Here is an 18,168-nt window from a genome sequence, read left to right as displayed (position 1 = left end):
CCGGGCGCGCGGATTATTTCGCGGATTTGAAGCGCGCCTGCCAGAACGCCGTCAGCTCGCCCACCAGGCCGCGGCGGAAGGCCAGCACGATGACCACGAAGATGCCGCCCTGGATGACCAGGATCCACTCCCCCGCCGAGGCCAGGTAGTTCTGCATCGTGATGATCACGAAGGCGCCGACGACAGGGCCGACGATGGTGCCCAGGCCGCCGACCAGCGCCATCAGCACGACCTCGCCGGAGGTGCCGGCGCTGACGTCCGTCAAGGTCGCGAACTGCAGCACCAGCGCCTTGGTCGAACCGGCCAGCCCGGCCAGCGCGGCGGAGAGCACGAAGGCCAGCAGCTTGTAGCGGTCGGCGTTGTAGCCCAGCGACAGGGCGCGCTGCTCGTTGTCGCGGATCGCCTTGAGCACCTGGCCGAACGGCGAGTGGATGACGCGGTGGATGGCGCCGTAGCCGAACAGGAAGATGGCCAGCACGACGTAGTACAGGACCTTGTCGTCCTTGGTCGGGAGCAGCCCGCCCAGCAGCGGCGGACGGCCGATGCCCTGCAGCCCGTCCTCGCCGCCGGTGAACGGCGCCTGGATGCAGAAGAAGTAGACCATCTGGCTGAACGCCAGCGTGATCATCGCGAAATAGATGCCTTGGCGGCGGATCGCCAGCGCGCCGGTCACCAGGCCGAGCGCCGCCGCGCCGGCGACGCCGAACAGGATCGCGAGCTCGGGCGGCAGGCCCCACGCCTTGACCGCGTGGCCGAAGCAGTAGCCCGCGATGCCGAAGAACATCGCGTGGCCAAAGCTCAGCAGCCCGGCGTAGCCCAGCAGCAGGTTGAACGAGCAGGCGAACAGCGCGAAGCACAGCGCCTTCATCAGGAAGATCGGATAGGCGAACCACGGCGCGGCCAGGGCCAGCGCCAGCAGGACGAGGGCGATCAGGCGCGGGTTCATTTGGTCTGCCCGAAAAGGCCGGCCGGTTTGACCAGCAGGACGATCGCCATGATGACGAAGATCACCGTGCTGGAGGCCTGCGGGTAGAACACCTTGGTCAGGCCCTCGACCACGCCGAGGCCGAAGCCGGTGACGATCGAGCCCATGATCGAGCCCATGCCGCCGATGACGACGACGGCGAACACGATCAGCACGAGGTTGGTGCCCATCAGCGGCGACACCTGGTAGATCGGCGCCGCAAGCACGCCGGCCAGCGCCGCCAGCCCGACGCCCAGCCCGTAGGTCAGCGTGATCAGCCGCGGCACGTTGATGCCGAAGGCGCGCACCAGGGTCGGGTTCTCGGTCGCGGCGCGCAGGTAGCCGCCCAGCCGCGTGCGCTCGATCGCGTACCAGGTGGCGAGGCAGACGACGAGCGCGGCGCTGACCACGAAGGCCCGGTAGTTGGGCAGGAACATGAAGCCGAGGTCGTTGCCGCCCGGCCACGGGTTCGGATAGGGCTGGCCGGACGAGCCCCAGCGCACCTGGAACACGCCCTCGATCATCAGCGCCAGGCCGAAGGTCAGCAGGAAGCCGTAGAGGTGGTCGAGGTGGTAGATTCGCTTGAGCACGAGGCGCTCGAGGACCACTCCGAAGGCGCCGACGACGATAGGCGCCACCACCAGCGCCACCCAGAACGGAATGTTGAGCAGCGTCAGCAACATCCACGCCACGAACGCGCCGACCATGTACTGCGCGCCGTGCGTGAAGTTGATGACGTTGAGCATGCCGAAGATCACGGCGAGCCCGAGGCTGAGCATGGCGTAGAACGCGCCGTTGATGAGCCCGACCGCCAGCTGGCCGAACAGGGCCTGCGGTGCGATGCCCAGCAGCTCAAACATGGGGCGCTCGCGCGGCGCCGGACGGTATCGGACGCGGCATGGCGGTCAGGCTCCAAGGAAGGCGCGCAGCTTGTCCATGCTGCCCGCGACGTCGGCGGCGGCGACCATGTCGACCACCCGGCCGTCCTCGACGACGTAGTGGCGGTCGGCGATCGAGGTGGCGAAGCGCAGGTTCTGCTCGACCAGCAGGATGGTGAAGCCGCGCGTCTTCAGCAGGCGGATGGCCTCGCCGATGCGCTGGACCACCACCGGCGCCAGACCCTCGGTCGGCTCGTCGAGCAGCAGCAGCCGGGCGCCGGTGCGCAGGATGCGGCCGATGGCCAGCATCTGCTGCTCGCCGCCCGACAGCTTGGTGCCCTGGCTGCGGCGGCGCTCGCGCAGGTTCGGGAACAGCTCGTAGATCTCCTCGACCGTCATGCCGCCGGGCCGGACCACGGGCGGCAGCAGCAGGTTCTCCTCGACGTCGAGGCTCGAGAAGATGCCGCGCTCCTCCGGGCAGTAGGCGATGCCGGCGCGCGCCACGACGTCGGACTCGCAGGCCACCAGCTCGCGGCCGTCGAGACGCACCGAGCCCTCGCGGCGGCCGACGATGCCCATGATCGACTTCAGCGTCGTGGTCTTGCCGGCGCCGTTGCGGCCCAGCAGCGTCACCAGCTCGCCGGCGCCGATCTCGAAATCGATCCCGTGCAGGATGTGCGACTCGCCGTACCAGGCGTTGAGGCCGGCGACCTTCAGCATGGGATCAGCCATGGCCGGTCCCCACGTAGGCCTCGATCACGGCGGGATTCTTGGACACCTCGGCGTAGGGTCCCTCGGCCAGCACCTCGCCGCGCGCCAGCACCGTGATCGTGTCGGACAGCTCGGCCACGACCGACATGTTGTGCTCGACCATCAGGACCGTGCGGTCCTTGGCGGCGGCGCGGATCAGGGCGGCGATGCGGCCGATGTCCTCGGTGCCGAGCCCGGCCATCGGCTCGTCGAGCAGCATCATCTCCGGCTCGAGCGCCAGCGTGGTGGCGATCTCCAGCGCCCGCTTGCGGCCGTAGGGCAGCTCGACCGCCGGCGACTCGGCGTAGTCGGCCAGCCCGACCGAGCGGATCAGCTCCAGCGCGCGGTCGTCGAGCGCGCCGAGCACCTTCTCGGAGCGCCAGAAATGGAACGAGTTGCCGAGCTTGCGCTGCAGCGCCACGCGCACGTTCTCGCGCACCGAGAGATGCGGGAACACGGCCGAGATCTGGAACGAGCGCACCAGCCCCATGCGCGCGATCGCCGCCGGCGCGCTGCCGGTGATGTCGCGGCCGTTGAACGTGATGCGGCCGGCGGTCGGCGGCAGGAAATGCGTCAGCACGTTGAAGCAGGTCGTCTTGCCGGCGCCGTTGGGTCCGATCAGGGCGTGGATCGTGTGGCGCCGGACCCGCAGGTCGACGTCCTTCACGGCCACGAAGCCCCGGAACTCCTTGGTCAGGCCCTTCGCCTCGAGAATGATATCGTCGGTCATCGCGCTCCCCGGCGCGCGCCTATAGCACGGCGGCCGAGGCCGGTGTACAGCCCCGGCGCGGCCCTGCCCCGCGCGCCGCCGGCGTGGACGCCGCCGGGCCCGCCGGCTAACGTCCGCCCCCGCGCGGCCCGGCCGCGTTCCGCAAAGGAGAGATGGGATGACGAGAGCGAAATTCGCGGCGGCCGGACTGGTCGCGGCGTCGCTGGCGTGGGGGGCGGCCGCGCAGGCGCAGGCGCCGTTCCGCATCGGCGTGATGGAGGGCTTCTCCGGCGTCTACGGCGACCTGACGATCGGCGAGGTCGAGGCCATCCAGATGGCGATCGACGATTTCGGCGGCAAGGTGCTGGGCCGTCCGATCGAGCTGCTGTCGGCCGACCACCAGACCAAGCCCGACGTCGGCGCCGCCATCGCGCGCAAGTGGTACGACGTCGACGACGTCAAGATGATCACCGGCATCGGCACCTCGTCGGTGGCGCTGGCGGTGCGCAAGATCGCCCAGGAGAAGGGCAAGATCGACATCAACTCCGGCGCCGCCTCGGCCGACCTCACCGGTCCGGCCTGCTCGGCCACCGGCGCGCACTGGACCTACGACACCTACGCGCTGGCCAAGGTGACGGGCTCGGCGATCGTGAAGTCGGGCGGCGATTCGTGGTTCTTCCTCACCGCCGACTACGCCTTCGGCCACGCGCTCGAGCGCGACGTGACGGCGGTGGTGAAGGCCAACAACGGCAAGGTGCTGGGCGGCGTGCGCGCGCCGCTGAACACGCAGGACTTCTCGTCGTTCCTGCTGCAGGCGCAGGCCTCGAAGGCCAAGATCATCGGGCTGGCCAACGCCGGCGGCGACACGATCAACGCCATCAAGCAGGCCGGCGAGTTCGGCATCGTCAAGGGCGGCCAGCGTCTGGCCGGCCTGCTGGTGTTCTCGACCGACGTGCAGGCGCTGACCCTGCCGGTGGCGCAGGGCCTGGTGCTGACGGAGTCGTTCTACTGGGACCTCAACGACGAGACCCGCGCCTGGACGGCGCGCTTCCGCAAGAAGCGCGACAAGCTGCCGAGCATGCTGACGATCGGCGTCTACAGCTCGACGCTGCACTACCTCAAGGCGGTGCAGGCCGCCGGCACCGACGAGCCGCTGGCGGTGATGGCCAAGATGCGCGAGCTGCCGGTCAACGACCCGATGACGCGCAACGGCAAGCTGCGCGCGGACGGCCGCCTGGTGCGCGACATGTACCTGTTCCAGGTCAAGTCGCCGGCCGAGTCCAAGCACAAGGACGACATCTACAAGCTGCTCGCCACCGTGCCCGGCGAGGAGGCGTTCCGCCCGCTCAAGGACGGCAACTGCCCGCTGATCAAATGATCTGACGCGTTTCGGACGCCTCCCGCGGGGCGCGTCCGACGGAACGGCGCCGCGTTCGCGCGCGGCGCCGTTTTCGCGTCCGCGCCAACGTGTCCGTGACATTTGAGAGCCCGGAAAATCGACGCTCCCGCGTCGTCAGACGCGCCCGTGGAGGCCGGAATCCGGTTTTGTATATTGTATTTTGTATACAATATACAAAATGGGCCGGGAGGCGAATACGCGGCAACTTGATTGTTCGATCTTCACGTTCAACGACACGGTTCTTCGTCAACGCGGCAGCCGTCGAAATTTCATGTCGACCGCCGCGCTTCACCATCATACGCCGACACCGCCGACGGAACGGCCCAAGGCCCCGCGATGCCGCGCGGCGGGCGCATACGACGACGCGCGGGGCGGCCTCGTCCCCCATCGATCGGCGGGCATTCGCCGACGACACCGACCGCGACGGTGGCGAGGCGGCGGCGTCCGGTCATTCCGGCAGGCCCGCCAAGCGCAGACCATCCGTCAGGCGCCGACGGTAGTCCGCGCTGGTCGGCGGCAGCGCGTCGAGGATGACGGAGATCGTCACGCCGGGATGGGCGATCTGGAATTTCCGGATCACGTCCCGGGCCTCGTCGAGGCGTCCCTGGTGGGCGAGGGCAGACGCCAGGGTGCGCAAGCTGAACGTGGCGCCCGGCTGCGCGGCGATGGCCTTTTCGTACCACGCGACCGCCTCGGCGTAACGCTCGAGTCCGAAGCACGCGGCACCTGTCCCGACGAAGGCGAGGAAGTTGAGCGGATCGAGCGGGCTGATCCGCACGCTCCGCTCGAAGTGTTCGATCGCGACCACGTACCTCTCCGTGTACAGGGCCAACCAGCCGCTGCGCTGCCATGTCCATGCCGAGTTCGGATTGAGCAGCAGCGCCTTCTCGATGAGCGGCGCCGCCCGCGCGTTCTCCCTGAGGATGGAGTAGGTCGCGCCCAGCACGGTCAGCACGATCGCGTCGTCGCTGTCGAGACGGGCGGCGGACTCGGCGAGTCGCAAGGCTTGCGACCTCTCCTCCGAAAGGTCGGCCGCGCCGTGATGGCTCACATTCTGCGCGTGGCACCAGGCCGCGAGCGCGCGCGGCAGCGCGTAGCCGGGGTCGAGCGCCATCGCCCGCTCGAGCCCCGCCAGCGCCTCGGCCCTCCCGCCCGGATCGAACGACCACACCGCCGGCATCGCCCGCATCACGCAGGCGTAGGCGTCGAGGCTCTCCGGCCGGCGGCGGCGCGCCAGTTCGATCTCGACCTGGCGCAGCCGCGGCTCGATCGCCCCGATGACGCTCGTCGTCACCCGGTCCTGCAGGTCGAAGATGTCCGCGAGCGGCCCGTCGAAGCGGTCGGCCCACACATGCGCGCCGGTCGCGGCGTCGATCAACTGGCCGGTGACGCGCACGCGGTCGCCCGACTTCCGGACGCTCCCCTCCAGCACGTACCGGACCCCGAGGTCGCGCCCCACCTGTTTGATGTCGACGGCCTTGCCCTTGTAGGTGAACGTCGAATTGCGCGCGATCACGAAGAACGACCCGATGCGCGACAACGCGGTGATGATGTCCTCGGCCATGCCGTCGGCGAAGAACTCCTGCTCGGGATCGCCGCTCATGTTGGTGAACGGCAGGACGGCGATCGACGGCCTGTCGGGCAGCGCCAGCGGCGCGTCGGTTGTCGGCGTGCCGGCGGCTGGCACGGGTGCGGTGGCGGCCAAAGGCCAGTCGGTGGCGCTCCAATCGACGCGGAACGCGCGGACCGGGCGGTCGATGTTCTTCAGCGACAGTTCGCCCAGATCGTCGAACACCGCCTTCAGCCGGCCGCCCACCGCCTCGTGGACCGTGCGCGACACGAGTATCCCACCCGCCGGCGCCTCGGCCTCCAGCCGCGCCGCGACGTTGACGCCGTCGCCGTAGAGGTCGTCGCCGTCGACGATCAGGTCGCCGAGGTGGACACCGATCCGGAACACGATCGCCGCGTCCTCGGGCGCCTCCGCGTTCGCCTCGGCCATCGTCTGCTGGAACGCCACGGCCGCCGACACGGCGTCCACCGCGCTGCCGAACTCGACCAGCGCCCCGTCGCCCGTCAGCTTGACGATCCGCCCGCCGTGGCGCGCGACCACCGGCTCCAGCCGCTCGGTCCGGTGCGCCCGCAGCCGCGCCAAGGTGCCCGACTCGTCGCGGCCCATCAGCCGCGAGTAGCCGACCACGTCGGCCGCGACGATGGCGGCGAGGCGGCGGCGCTCTCCGGTCATCGCAAAGCCTCCGCGGCGGAGGGATCCTCGAGGCCGGCGGCGACGCGCAGGAAGACCGTCGCACGCTCACGGTCGTCCACACGCTCGACGTGCGATCCGCCGGAGAGACGTCGTTCGAGATAGGCGGGCGCCAACGCGCGCACCATCCGCAAGGCGTCCTTCGCCTCGTCGATCCGACCGAGCCCCACGAGGTTCAGCGCGAGAATGGCGTGGCCGGAGGCGCTGTCCGGCATCTCGCGGATGGCGGCGGCCGCCACATCCCCGCCCTCCGCATACCGGCGTCCGTAGAAATAGGCGTTGGCCAACCCGGTCTGCATCTGCCCGAGGCGGCGGTCCCGCGGACTGAGCCGAAGGCACAGCTCGCCGCACTCGACGCCCCGGCGCGCATCGCCGAAAGCGGCCTCGCAGAACGCCAGGGAATTCAGGGTTCCGCAATCGTTGGGGTTCCGAAGCAGCGCGAGCCGCAGATCCTCGAGGCCGGCGCGGCGTTGTCCCGCGTAGTATCGAAGGGTGCCCCTGATGCGCAGCGCCATGTGGTCCGATGGATCGATCTCGACCGCCCTGCCGGCGGCCGTCAAGCCGGTCGACCAAGCCGCCCCGACATCGGCGGCCGTGTTGAAGTTGATGTGCTGCCAATGGGCTTCCGCGATCGCGACCTGCGCGAGCCCGCATTCCCGGTCGATGGCCAGCGCGCGCAGCGCGGTGTTGATCGCCCGGTCGCGCAACTCGACGTCTGTCCTGTCGTACGACGCGGCGACATCCGCGTAGGCGCGCAGCGCCAGATCGTAGGCCCCGAGATGGCCCGGGCGCTTCCGGAGCGCGTTCGCGATCTCCGCGGCATCGATCCGCGGCGCGATCGCCGCCACGATCGCGCGCGTGACCTCCACCTGCACCGCGAAGACATCGTCCAGCACCCGGTCGTACCGTTCGGCCCAGATGTGGTTGCCGGTCGGCGCGTCGATCAGCTGGCCCGTCACACGTATCCGGTCGCCGGCGCGACGGATGCTGCCTTCCAGCACGTAGCGCACGCCCAGCTCGCGGCCGACCCGCCTGATGTCCGGCGAGCTGCCCTTGTAGGAGAACGACGAGTTGCGGGCGATGACGAACAGCGAGCGGAAGCGCGAGAGCTCGGTGATGATGTCCTCGACCATGCCGTCGGTGAAGTACTCCTGCTCCGGATCGCCGCTCATGTTGGTGAACGGCAGGACGGCGATGGAGGGTTTGTCGGGCAGAGGCGGCGGCGCGCCGTCCGATGGCGGCGCCGTCGCCGACGCGCCCGTCCGCGCCGGCCAGTCGGCGGCGCTCCAATCGACGCGGAACGCGCGGACCGGGCGGTCGATGTTCTTCAGCGCGAGGTCGCCCAGATCGTCGAACACCGCCTTCAGCCGGCCCGCGACCGCGTTGTGCACGTCGCCCGAGACCACGATCCCGCCCGGCGGCGCCTCCGCTTCCAGCCGGGCGGCCACGTTCACGCCGTCGCCGTAGAGGTCGTCGCCGTCGACGATCAGGTCGCCGAGATGGACGCCGATGCGGAACACAATGGCGGTGTCCTCCGATTGACCGGCGTTCGCCGCGGCCATCGCCTGCTGGAACGCCACCGCCGCCGACACCGCGTCCACCGCGCTGCCGAACTCGACCAGCGCCCCGTCGCCGGTCAGCTTCACGATCCGCCCGCCGTGGCGCGCCACGACCGGCTCCAGCCGCGCCTGTCGATGCCCGCGCAGCCGGGCCAGCGTGCCCGCCTCGTCGCGGCCCATCAGCCGCGAGTAGCCGACGACGTCGGCCGCGACGATCGCGGCCAATCTGCGTTGCTCGCGCGCCAAGCGGCCCGCCTCCCCCGTGCCCATCCCCATCGCGGCGCACGCTACGGCGCGCCGGGGCCAGCGGCAACCGGCCGCGCGGCGGCGCCCCTCACATCCCCTTCATCAGCGCGGCGCCCTTGTCGAGCAGCGGGAGGACCTTGTCCTTCGCCTCGGGCGGGACGCCGAACACGACGCGGTCGACGCCGGCGTCGCGGGCGCGCTTGAGCGCCTCGCCGTCCATGCCGACGCCGAACAGCGTGACGGGCACGTCGGCCTCGGCGCGGCCGGCCTCCTTCAGCATCGCGCGGAACGGCGGCAGCATCGCCAAGGTGTCGCCGCCACGGCCGCCGATCGGCATCCAGCCGTCGGCGTAGGCCACGGCGCGGCGGGCGCCCTGCGGGAAGCCGCCGCCGACGATGATCGGCGGGTGCGGCTTCTGCACCGGCTTGGGCCACTGCATCATCTCGTCGAACTTGACCATCTCGCCGGCATATTTCGGCTTGGAGCGGGCCCAGATCTCCTTCATCGCCTCGATGCGCTCGCGCATCGCTTGAAGCGCGTGCCGAAGGCGGTGCCGTGGTCGGCCATCTCCTCGGCGTTCCAGCCGCCGCCGATTCCGAACAGCAGGCGGCCGTTCGACAGCCGGTCGACCGTGGCGACCTCCTTCGCGGTGTGGATGGGATCGCGCTGGATCACCAGGCAGACGCCGGTGCCGAGCTTGATGGTCTTCGTGACCACGGCGGCGGCGCCCATCGCCACGAACGGATCGTAGGTGTCGTAGTACCATTTCGGCAGCTCGGGGCCGCCGGGCCACGGCGACTTGCGGCTGGTCGGGATGTGGCTGTGCTCGGGAAACCACAGCGACTCGAAGCCGCGCGCCTCCGCCTCGACCGCCAGCTCGTGCGGCGGGATCGCGTAGTCGGTGGGAAACATCGTGATGCCGATCCGCATGTTCTGGTCCTCCCGGGTGGTGTCGGGAGGGAGCGTAGCGGATTTGCGCAGGATCGGGGATGCGGGATTAGACAGCAGTCCAGCAGCCGGATGCTTCGCCCCCTTGTCACTCGCGTCATCCCGAGCGCAGCGAGGGATCTTTCAGCGATGCGTGCCCGCGACGCCGACGAAAGAAAGATCCCTCGCTGCGCGCGGGATGACGGCGGAAGGTGATGCAGGACGACCGAGGCACCGGGAACCGACAGCGGGCGCGCCCACGTCCGACTCGCCCGCTCACGGCATGTACGAGCCGCCGTTCACGTGCAGCACCTGGCCGGTGACCATGGACGCGGCGTCCGACGCGAGGAACACGGCGCTGCCGGCGATCTCGTCGGGCGTCAGCAGCCGGCCACCGAGCGGGATGGTGGCGCGCGCCATCTCCACCAGCTCGGCGTCGGTGTTGCCGAAGCGCGGTTGCGCGGTGTCGGTCAGGCCGGGCGCGATGGCGTTGACGCGGATGCCATGCGGCGCCAATTCGAGCGCCATCGCCCGCGTCATCGAGACGATCCCGCCCTTGCTGGCGCTGTAGTGGACGCCGCGCACGGCGCCGCGGACCGCGGCGGACGCCAGGTTGATCACGGCGCCGCGCCGGCCGCCGGCCGCGATCAACGCCTTGGCGACGGCGATGGTCGCGAAGCAGCCGGCCTTGAGGTTGATGTCGAGCACGTGGTCCCAGTCGGCCTCGCGCATCTCCAGCAACGGCACGCGCGGATAGACGCCGGCGTTGTTGACGAGGATGTCGGGGATTCCGATCGCGGCCGCGGTGTCGGCGACCATCCGCTCGATCTCGTCGATCCGCGACATGTCGGCCCGCACCAGCGCGGCGCGGCGGCCCTGCGCGCGGACACCCGCCGCCACGGTCCCGGCGGCCGCGGCGTCGTCGAGGAAGTTGACGGCGACGTCGGCGCCGGCCGCCGCCAGCGCCCGCGCGATGGCCGCCCCGATCCCCTGCTGCGCGCCCGTGACGAGCGCGGTCCTACCGGCGAGCGGCATCGGAGCTCCTTCGTGGCGGCGCGGGCGTCGCGACAGGGACGCGCCCGACGCCGGCGGCGCGCGCGGTCAGCGCCGCGCGAGGTTGGCCTCGGCGAACTCCCAGTTCAGCAGCTTGTCGAACACGGCGTTCACGTAGTCGGCGCGGCGGTTCTGGTAATCGAGGTAGTAGGCGTGCTCCCAGACGCCGATCGTCAGCAACGGCCTCTGGCCGCGCGTGATCGGGGTCTCGGCGTTCGACGTGCGGACGCACCGCAGCCTGCCGGCGTCCTCGACCAGCCAGCCCCAGCCGCTGGCGAACTGCCCGATGGCGGTCGCGGTCATCTCCTTGCGGAAATTCTCGAAGCTGCCGAAATCGGCCTCGATGCGCCGCGCCAGCGACGCCGGCGGCCGGCCGCCGCCGGACGGCCGCATGCTGTTCCAGTAGAAGGTGTGGTTCCAGACCTGGGCGGCGTTGTTGAACAGCGCGACGGCGTCGGCCTTGCCGGCGCTGTCGAGGACGATCCGCTCCAGCGGCGCGTCGGCGTGGGGCGTGCCCGCGACCATCGCGTTCAGGTTGTCGAGGTAGCCCTTGTGGTGCCGCCCGTAGTGGAAGCCGATCGTGTTGGCGGAGACCACCGGCGCCAGCGCGCCGTCGGGATACGGCAGCGGCGGCAGCGCGAGCGGCGCCGCCCGCGCGGCGCGGATGACGGCCACGCCGGTGGCGAGGCCCGCGGCGGCGGCGGCCACCATGAATCCGCGACGGTCGATGGATTTCGCGCGCGCCGTCGCACGGTTCAGCCTGCGCATCTCCACGCCTCCGAGGTTGGCGGCCGGACGCCGGGCGCCGCGACCGTGGCCGCGCCCGCCGCGACGCCACGCCCGAGGCTCGCAGCCGGAGCGGCGCGCGTCAATCGACCCGCGACGCGCCGGCGGCGTCGGCCGCGCGTGGCGGCGCCGCGCCGTCACATCAAGAACACGCCCTTGCCGGTGTTCTGCTTGTCGAACACCTCGTAGGCCTCGGCCGCCTGGTCGAGCCGCCAGCGGTGCGTGAACAGGTGGTCGACGTCGATCCGGCGTTCCTCGACGAAGCGGGCGCAATCCGCCTGGCCGACGGTCGAGAAGGTCCACGAGCCGACGATCGAGATCTGGCGGCGCAGCAGGTCGGGGCTGACGTCGAGCGACAGCGTGCCGCCCTCGCCGACGAAGCAGGCGACGCCCCAGGTGCGCAGCGCCCGCACCGCCTGGGCGCGCGCGTCCGGCGCGCCCGACGTGTCCAGCGACTTGTGGGCGCCCTCGCCCGAGGTGAGATCGCGGATCGCGGCCACCGGATCGACGGCGCGCGGATCGACCACGGCGTCGGCGCCGAATTCCTTGGCGCGCGCCAGGCGCTCGGGGCTGACGTCGAGCGCGATGACGCGGGCGCCCATCGCGACGGCGAACTGCGTCGCCGACAGCCCGACCGGACCCTGGCCGAAGATCGCGATGGTGTCGCGGCCCGACAGGTCGATGCGCTGGAGCGCGCCGAACGCGGTGCCGGTGCCGCAGGAGATCGCCGCCCCGGTCTCGAACGACAGCGCGTCGGGCAGGGTCACCAGCGTCGAGGCCGGCACCTTCATGTAGCGCGCGTGGCCGCCGTGGCCGTTGGCGCCGTAGACCACCATGCCGTCCTTGGCGCAGAGCTGGGCCCATCCCGTCAGGCAGTGGCGGCAGACGCCGCAGCCCTTGTAGTGGTGGCACATCGCGCGCTGGCCGATCCACGCCACCGCGGCGGGCACGCCGGCGCCGACGGCGCAGACCACGCCGCAGGGCTCGTGGCCGGCGATCACCGGACCGGCGGCGCCGGCGAGGCCGAGGCCGGCGGCGCCGCCCTTGGGCGCGCGGTAGGTCTTCAGGTCGGTGCCGCACATGCCCGACGCCTTCATCTCGAGCACGACCTCGCCCGGTCCGGGCGACGGATCGTCGAACTCCATCAACGCCAGCTGGCGGTCGCCCGTGAACACGACGGCCTTCATGGTCTTCCTCCCCCGACTTCGTGGCGCGGATCGCCGCGCGCCGCGACATCGTCGACCCGGCCCGCCCACGCCGCAAGTGCGGGCCGCGAATGCCCGGCGTCGCGGCGGCGCCCCTCACCTCGCCTCTCCCGCGATGAACGAGAGGAACATGGGCTCCGACGCCGCGCACCGGATCGTTACCGGCGCGGCCCCGCCCGGCGGATTGCCGCGACCGGCGGCGGGGTCCTAGACTTCTCCATCCCGCCGGATGTTCCCGGCGTCTGGTCGCGGGAGGAAACATCCATGGTCATCAACGCCGCCATCTACGCGATCGTCCGGGGCTATGTCGGCCTCCAGATGATCGAGAAGCTCACCGGCCACCATCTCACCACGGCCGAGGAGGCGTGGTACCTCACGCATCCCTTCTCGGCCCGCAAGATCTCGAACTGCGCGTCGGAGGCCTACGAGGAGGAGAAGGCGATCTTCTTCTCGACCGGCGAGGACGACGAGGGCGACGCCTTCCGGCACTGCTTCTGGAGCGCGCTGGTGATGCGCGAATGCGGGCAGGACGTGTCGGGCTTCATCACCTCGCTGCACGAGGAGATCGACGACAATCCGCGCTCGCGCAAGGACATGGACCTGCACAACAACGGCGTCGGCCGCTGGCGCGTGCACATGGCCGACAACAAGAACATGTCGCGCCAGGTGCTGAAGCTGCTGATCGACGGCCAGCTCAAAGTCATCAAGCCGAACCCGACCAAGATGACCCAGGCCAGGGTCCGCTACACCGACCTCGCCGGCAAGCTCGGCGCGCTGCCGTTCGGCGGCTGACGGCGCCGGCGTGGCGCCCACCGGGCGCCGGCGCGCAACCATTCCCGGCGGCGCGCGTTACGGGACAGGCGCCACGCGGCCGGGCCGCTCTCCCCCTATCCTCGCCCCGCCGCCATTCGCCGCGCGCCCGCCGACGGGTCCAGACCCGCGACGGGCGCTTTTTTGTCCGGACCGCGGCGGATCAGACGTCACGCACGCCGCGGCACGACGGAAAGCGCGAGCAGCCCCAGAACTCGTGGCCGCGGTCGGCGCCGTGGCGGGCGACCTTGCGCAGCATCGGCGCGCCGCAGCGCAGGCAGCGCGGCGCGTCCGGATCGTCGCGCGACCGCGCCACGCGGCGCCGCCACAGCCCGCGCGCCCACCACCACAGCCAGTACGCCGCGAACCACGCGACGGCGGCCGCCGCCGACGCGCCGATGATCCGCGGCACGAAGTCGACGCCGTCGGCGATCGCGAGATAGGCGGCGGCGAAGGCGGCCGCCGCCGAGATGGCGGCCGCGATCCGGCGCGGCGTGTCGATCGGGTCGATCATGGCGATGCTGGTGGCGCTGTCCGACGAGGCTGTCCGCCGCGCATGCGACGAAGGCCCGCAGCATAGCGCCGGTGTCGCAAATGAGGTGGCATTCATATTGCATTCATGTGCATGTGGCAGATGGTCGGTATCGGACGGGCGCGGGGGGACGATCTCCCGCAGACGCGTCCGGTTTGAACGAAGCGGCGGTCGCGCGGGGCGCGCGCCACGCATCGATGTCGGCCGCGGAATCGGGGGACGGACAGTGTCGATCATGGGTGTGCGCGAGGCCAACATACGGCCGCTGATTGAGGCGCTGGCGGACACCGGCGAATGCATGGATTCGACCGACGTCGAACGGCAGCTGATCGCCCGCGGCTATCTGGAGTCCGACGCGGCGCGCCTGCTGGCCGATCCCGAGACGCGGCGCGCCGTGAACAAGCGGTGCGTCAACGCCCGCGTGCGCATCCTCGGATCGATGAAGGCGCATCCCGCGCGGCTCGACCCCTCGGCGCTGTACCGCAAGCCGCGGTAGGGCGGCGCCAGTCGACGTCTCCACGACGCGGGAAGGCGGGAACGGGATCGCGCGTCGCGTCGCCCACGGCGCCACGACGCCGTGGCGGACGCGCCGCCGTCGACCGACCGAGCCGCGGCCGCGGTCCACCACGACGTGCGAAGCGGCGCCACTCCCGGCGCACGGCAGGCGGCCGGGACGAGGTGTCGTACCGCCGCCGCGGCGAGGCGCGGCGGCGCGGCGGCGTTCAGTTCGTCTTGTGGTAGTCGACGGTCACGACGCGGTCGCTGCCCGGATCGTAGGTGCAGCGGAACTGGAACTGCTGGGTCTCGTTCGAGGACGGGTACGTCCCCTGCCCGCGCACGGCGACGGGACCCGGCCCCCCGAAGCCGCCGTCGACGTCATCGGACTGGATCGTCACGTTGCGCGTGTTCTTGTCGCGCGCGACCCGGTTGAACACGGCGGTCTCGCACCGCCCCTTCGCCATCTGCCACGCTGGCGACGCGGAGGACGGCGGCGCTCCCGGCGGCATGGGAGTCGGCGACGCCACCGGCGGTGCCGAGGGGATGCGCGACGGCGTCGACGAGGCCCCGACCATCCGCCACTGCGCGCTGTGCCAGCCCGGCTGGATCGCGCCGGCGACCAGGGGGCCGCTCTCGACGTGCAGGAACACGCCGGTCCAACGGTTCTTGATTCTCACGAACTGGCCGCCGGCCGGCTCGATCGCCCATTGGGCGCTCCACCAGCCCGTTTGGATGGCGCCGGCCTCGAGCGAACCATTCTGGACATGGAGGAACTGGTTCTTCCACCGGTTCCGGATGCGCACGAACGGCTCGCCGGCCACCGGCTCGACGACCCAGTCGGCGCTGAACCAGCCCGGCTGCGTGGCGCCGGCCTCCGGCACGCCGTTCTGGACGTGGATCTGCGCCTGCGTCCAGCGGTTCTCGAAGCGCTGGAACTGCCCGGTCGATGCCGGCGCTGAGGGCGACGACGCCACCGGCGGCACGGGCGACGGCGGTGCCGAGGGGATCCGCGACGGCGGCGGCGGTGGCGTCGACGACGCCCCGACCATCCGCCACTGCGCGCTCTGCCAGCCCGGCTGGATCGCGCCGGCGACCAGGGTGCCGCTCTCGACGTGCAGGAACACGTTGGTCCAACGGTTCTTGATCCTCACGAACTGGCCGCCGGCCGGCTCGATCGCCCATTGGGCGCTCCACCAGCCCGTTTGGATGGCGCCGGCCTCGAGCGAACCATTCTGGACATGGAGGAACTGGTTCTTCCAACGGTTCCGGATGCGCACGAACGGCTCGCCGGCCACCGGCTCCACGACCCAGTCGGCGCTGAACCAGCCCGGCTGCGTGGCGCCGGCTTCCGGCACGCCGTTCTGGACGTGGATCTGCGCCTGCGTCCAGCGGTTCTCAATGCGTTGGAACTGCTGCGCCGACGCCGGCGCGGCCAAGGCGACGGCGGCCGCGAGCGGCAGCAACGCCATGACGAGGAACGCGCCGAGACGCCGCGTGATCCGTTTCGGATCGATCATTGCCGGACTCCCACGGGGAACATGCGCGCGACCCCGGGCCCGTGTCCCCCAACACGGCCCCGGAGGCTTGACGACGCGTCGTGAGAATCGCCGCCGCTCCCGCCGATCCGCGCGTCCCGATCTGGACGTTCTCGATCCGGCGGCCAAGGTCGCTTGCGACCGCGCATGGCCGATGGGCAGCTGTTGGCCCGCCGCGTATAGCAGACGCGCGCGGGAACCGCCAAGCGGCCCGCTGGATCGCCGGCGCGCGCGGTGGCTTCCGGCGCGACGGGTGTCGCGCCTCACGCCGCGTCGAGCGGCGCGAAGCCCGGCGCGCGGCCACCGACCGAGACGAGGTAGCGCGCCATCGCCGACGCCACCTTGCGCACCGCCGGCCGCGCCGTCATGCGCTCGCGCCACGCCAGCAGCCGCGGGACGTCGGGCGGCCTCGGCGCGCCGAGCCGGTCGGCGAAGAACCGCGCCATGTGGAACGCGATGTCGGCGTAGGATATAGGCGCCGGCGAGGAAGTCGCGGCCGGCCAGCGACGCCTCGATGTAGCGGTCGTACGCGACGGCGGCGTCGCGCGCCGCGGCGGCGGCGGCGCCGGCGAGATCGGCCTGCGATCCCATCAGGCTGACGACGTGCGGGAAGAACACCTCGTCGGATGTGTGTTCGAGCAGGCGCGCGCGGGCCCGCGCTTTCGGATCGGCGGGGCATATCGGCGGCTCGGGCTCGAGATCCTCGAGGTACTCGAAGATCCGCGTCGAATCGAAGATCTCGAGATCGCCGTCGACCAGCACCGGCACCTGGCGCTTGGGATTGACGCGCGCCCCCTCGGTATGATTCGGCTCGTCGAGCGTCCGCATCGCGAACGGCACCACCACGGCCTCGACGTCGAGCCCTTTCTCGAGCGCCGCGATCTCGCCCTTGGCGCCGGACATGCTGAGCGGACAGGAGTAGAGGCGGATCGGCGCGGGCATGCGGGCTCCCCTACGTTGGCAAGGATCGGCACAAGCAAAGAGCGCACGGAAAGTGCACGCAGCCGCCTCATCGCGCGCACGGTGGCCGGTCATCATCGCCGCTCCCGCTTCCGCGCCCGAACACCGCGAGCCGACGATGCCCGATCGACCCCGACCGCCGCCCGACCTGGTCCACGCCGGCGCCGTCGTCCTCGCCATCGCGGCGCTGGGCGCGGCCGCATTCGCCATGGCCGGCGCCGACTGGCCGTGGCCGCTGGACATCCCCGCCGAGCTGCGGCCGCAGATCGCCGTCGCGTGCGTCGCCACCGCGGTCGCGATGGCGCTGCCGCCGCGCGCGACGCCGCGCTGGCGCTGGGCGCCACGCTGCTCGGCGTCTCCGGCGCTCTGCTGGCGCCGTCGCTGCGCGTCGACGCCGGCCGCGGCGCGGCGGCGGATGGCGATGGCGGCGTGAGGTTGGAGATCACAGGCGTCAACCTGTTCGCCGGCAACCGCGACCACCGGCGCATGCTGGCCTATCTCGCCGCCGTCGATTCCGACGTGATCGTCGTGCAGGAGCTGACGTCTGCGTGGACGGTCGCGCTGGAGACGCTGGCGCCGCGGTATCCCCACCGGCTGCTGGCGGGCGGCGATATCGGCGTCCTCTCCAAGCATCCCATCACGCGGATCCATGGCCGCATCGACGGCGTGCGCGGCGGGCACGGGCGCGCGCTGGAGATCGACGCGGCGGGCGTTCGCCTCACCGTGCTGGCGCTGCATCCGCCAGCGCCGATGTTCGCGCCGCTCGACGCGCGGCGGCGGCGCGAGATCGACGCGGCGGCGGCCTTCGCGCGTTCGGTCGACGGCCCGCTGGTCGTGTCCGGCGATTTCAACGCCACGCCGTGGGCCGCGCCGCTGCGGCGTTTCCTCGCCGGCGCCGGGCTGGCGCTGCCGGCCGGCGCGTGGGGCGGCACGTGGCCGTGGTTCCTCGGTCCGTTCGCCGTGTCCATCGACCACATCCTCGCCGGCGGCGGCTGCGCGGTCGTCGAACGCCGCGTCGGGCCGCCCGTCGGCTCCGACCACCGCCCCGTGCACGCGACGGTGCGGTGCCGCGCCGTGACCTCCCCCGCGCCTTGACC

Annotated in this window: 16 protein-coding genes and 2 pseudogenes; 5 read left to right on the top strand and 13 right to left on the bottom strand. The window is 71.5% G+C overall.

Annotated elements, in window-relative coordinates; genetic code table 11:
- Positions 1–13: 13 nt before the first annotated feature.
- The 4 genes from IPK81_18435 to IPK81_18420 are packed head-to-tail and all read right to left on the bottom strand — an operon-like array spanning position 14 to position 3,322.
- The gene (locus IPK81_18435) at positions 14–946 is read right to left on the bottom strand and encodes a branched-chain amino acid ABC transporter permease (protein ID QQS11531.1); all 933 of its coding nucleotides are present in this window, start codon (positions 944–946) and stop codon (positions 14–16) included.
- The gene (locus tag IPK81_18430) at positions 943–1,824 is read right to left on the bottom strand and encodes a branched-chain amino acid ABC transporter permease (GenBank protein QQS11530.1); all 882 of its coding nucleotides are present in this window, start codon (positions 1,822–1,824) and stop codon (positions 943–945) included. The genes IPK81_18435 and IPK81_18430 overlap by 4 nt, the downstream gene beginning before the upstream one ends.
- Before the next feature lie 45 nt (positions 1,825–1,869).
- Positions 1,870–2,574 (bottom strand): ABC transporter ATP-binding protein, encoded by a 705-nt coding sequence (locus IPK81_18425; protein ID QQS11529.1) that lies wholly within the window; start codon positions 2,572–2,574, stop codon positions 1,870–1,872.
- Entirely contained in the window at positions 2,567–3,322 is a 756-nt protein-coding gene (locus tag IPK81_18420; GenBank protein QQS11528.1) for an ABC transporter ATP-binding protein, read from the bottom strand. The genes IPK81_18425 and IPK81_18420 overlap by 8 nt, the downstream gene beginning before the upstream one ends.
- 157 nt (positions 3,323–3,479) lie before the next feature.
- Between IPK81_18420 and IPK81_18415 the strand changes: the two genes are divergently transcribed.
- A complete protein-coding gene (locus tag IPK81_18415; protein ID QQS11527.1) occupies positions 3,480–4,679 on the top strand; it encodes an ABC transporter substrate-binding protein in 1,200 nt (399 codons plus the stop codon).
- Between the two features lie 469 nt (positions 4,680–5,148).
- Here the strand turns inward: IPK81_18415 and IPK81_18410 are convergent, their stop codons facing one another.
- The 6 genes and pseudogenes from IPK81_18410 to IPK81_18385 form a co-directional block, all read right to left on the bottom strand.
- A complete protein-coding gene (locus IPK81_18410; protein QQS11526.1) occupies positions 5,149–6,942 on the bottom strand; it encodes a tetratricopeptide repeat protein in 1,794 nt (597 codons plus the stop codon).
- Positions 6,939–8,744 carry a hypothetical protein gene (locus IPK81_18405; GenBank protein QQS11525.1) on the bottom strand — a complete coding sequence of 602 codons (1,806 nt, stop codon included), beginning with the start codon at positions 8,742–8,744 and terminating at the stop codon, positions 6,939–6,941. The genes IPK81_18410 and IPK81_18405 overlap by 4 nt, the downstream gene beginning before the upstream one ends.
- Positions 8,745–8,853: 109 nt before the next feature.
- A pseudogene (locus IPK81_18400) lies at positions 8,854–9,695 on the bottom strand (LLM class F420-dependent oxidoreductase).
- Between the two features lie 273 nt (positions 9,696–9,968).
- The gene (locus IPK81_18395) at positions 9,969–10,727 is read right to left on the bottom strand and encodes an SDR family oxidoreductase (GenBank protein ID QQS11524.1); all 759 of its coding nucleotides are present in this window, start codon (positions 10,725–10,727) and stop codon (positions 9,969–9,971) included.
- 66 nt (positions 10,728–10,793) lie between these two features.
- Positions 10,794–11,456, bottom strand: coding sequence for a superoxide dismutase (locus IPK81_18390; GenBank protein ID QQS15170.1), 663 nt, complete (start codon positions 11,454–11,456; stop codon positions 10,794–10,796).
- 212 nt (positions 11,457–11,668) lie between these two features.
- Positions 11,669–12,718, bottom strand: coding sequence for a zinc-binding dehydrogenase (locus IPK81_18385; GenBank protein QQS11523.1), 1,050 nt, complete (start codon positions 12,716–12,718; stop codon positions 11,669–11,671).
- Positions 12,719–13,000: 282 nt separating this feature from the next.
- Between IPK81_18385 and IPK81_18380 the strand changes: the two genes are divergently transcribed.
- A complete protein-coding gene (locus IPK81_18380; protein QQS11522.1) occupies positions 13,001–13,528 on the top strand; it encodes a hypothetical protein in 528 nt (175 codons plus the stop codon).
- A 181-nt stretch (positions 13,529–13,709) separates the two neighbouring features.
- On the opposite strand, the gene IPK81_18375 is transcribed toward IPK81_18380, so the two are convergent.
- On the bottom strand, positions 13,710–14,060 hold the full coding sequence (locus IPK81_18375; GenBank protein QQS11521.1) for a topoisomerase DNA-binding C4 zinc finger domain-containing protein: 351 nt from the start codon (positions 14,058–14,060) through the stop codon (positions 13,710–13,712).
- A gap of 253 nt (positions 14,061–14,313) precedes the next feature.
- On the opposite strand from IPK81_18375, the gene IPK81_18370 reads away from it, so the two are divergent.
- Positions 14,314–14,574 (top strand): hypothetical protein, encoded by a 261-nt coding sequence (locus tag IPK81_18370; GenBank protein ID QQS11520.1) that lies wholly within the window; start codon positions 14,314–14,316, stop codon positions 14,572–14,574.
- Between the two features lie 226 nt (positions 14,575–14,800).
- On the opposite strand, the gene IPK81_18365 is transcribed toward IPK81_18370, so the two are convergent.
- Positions 14,801–16,093, bottom strand: a complete 1,293-nt coding sequence (locus tag IPK81_18365; protein ID QQS11519.1) for an RICIN domain-containing protein — start codon at positions 16,091–16,093, stop codon at positions 14,801–14,803.
- Positions 16,094–16,374: 281 nt separating this feature from the next.
- A pseudogene (locus tag IPK81_18360) lies at positions 16,375–17,041 on the bottom strand (glutathione S-transferase family protein).
- A 148-nt stretch (positions 17,042–17,189) separates the two neighbouring features.
- On the opposite strand from IPK81_18360, the gene IPK81_18355 reads away from it, so the two are divergent.
- Together IPK81_18355 and IPK81_18350 are read left to right on the top strand one after the other, a co-directional pair.
- Complete coding sequence (locus IPK81_18355; GenBank protein QQS11518.1) at positions 17,190–17,504, top strand: hypothetical protein; 315 nt, start codon at positions 17,190–17,192, stop codon at positions 17,502–17,504.
- Positions 17,501–18,166, top strand: coding sequence for an endonuclease/exonuclease/phosphatase family protein (locus tag IPK81_18350; protein ID QQS11517.1), 666 nt, complete (start codon positions 17,501–17,503; stop codon positions 18,164–18,166). The genes IPK81_18355 and IPK81_18350 overlap by 4 nt, the downstream gene beginning before the upstream one ends.
- The last annotated feature ends 2 nt before the right edge of the window (positions 18,167–18,168 follow it).

The organism is Rhodospirillales bacterium, from assembly GCA_016699855.1.
Taxonomy (GTDB): Bacteria; Pseudomonadota; Alphaproteobacteria; order Reyranellales; family Reyranellaceae.
This window is presented reverse-complemented; position numbering and strand designations above follow the sequence as displayed.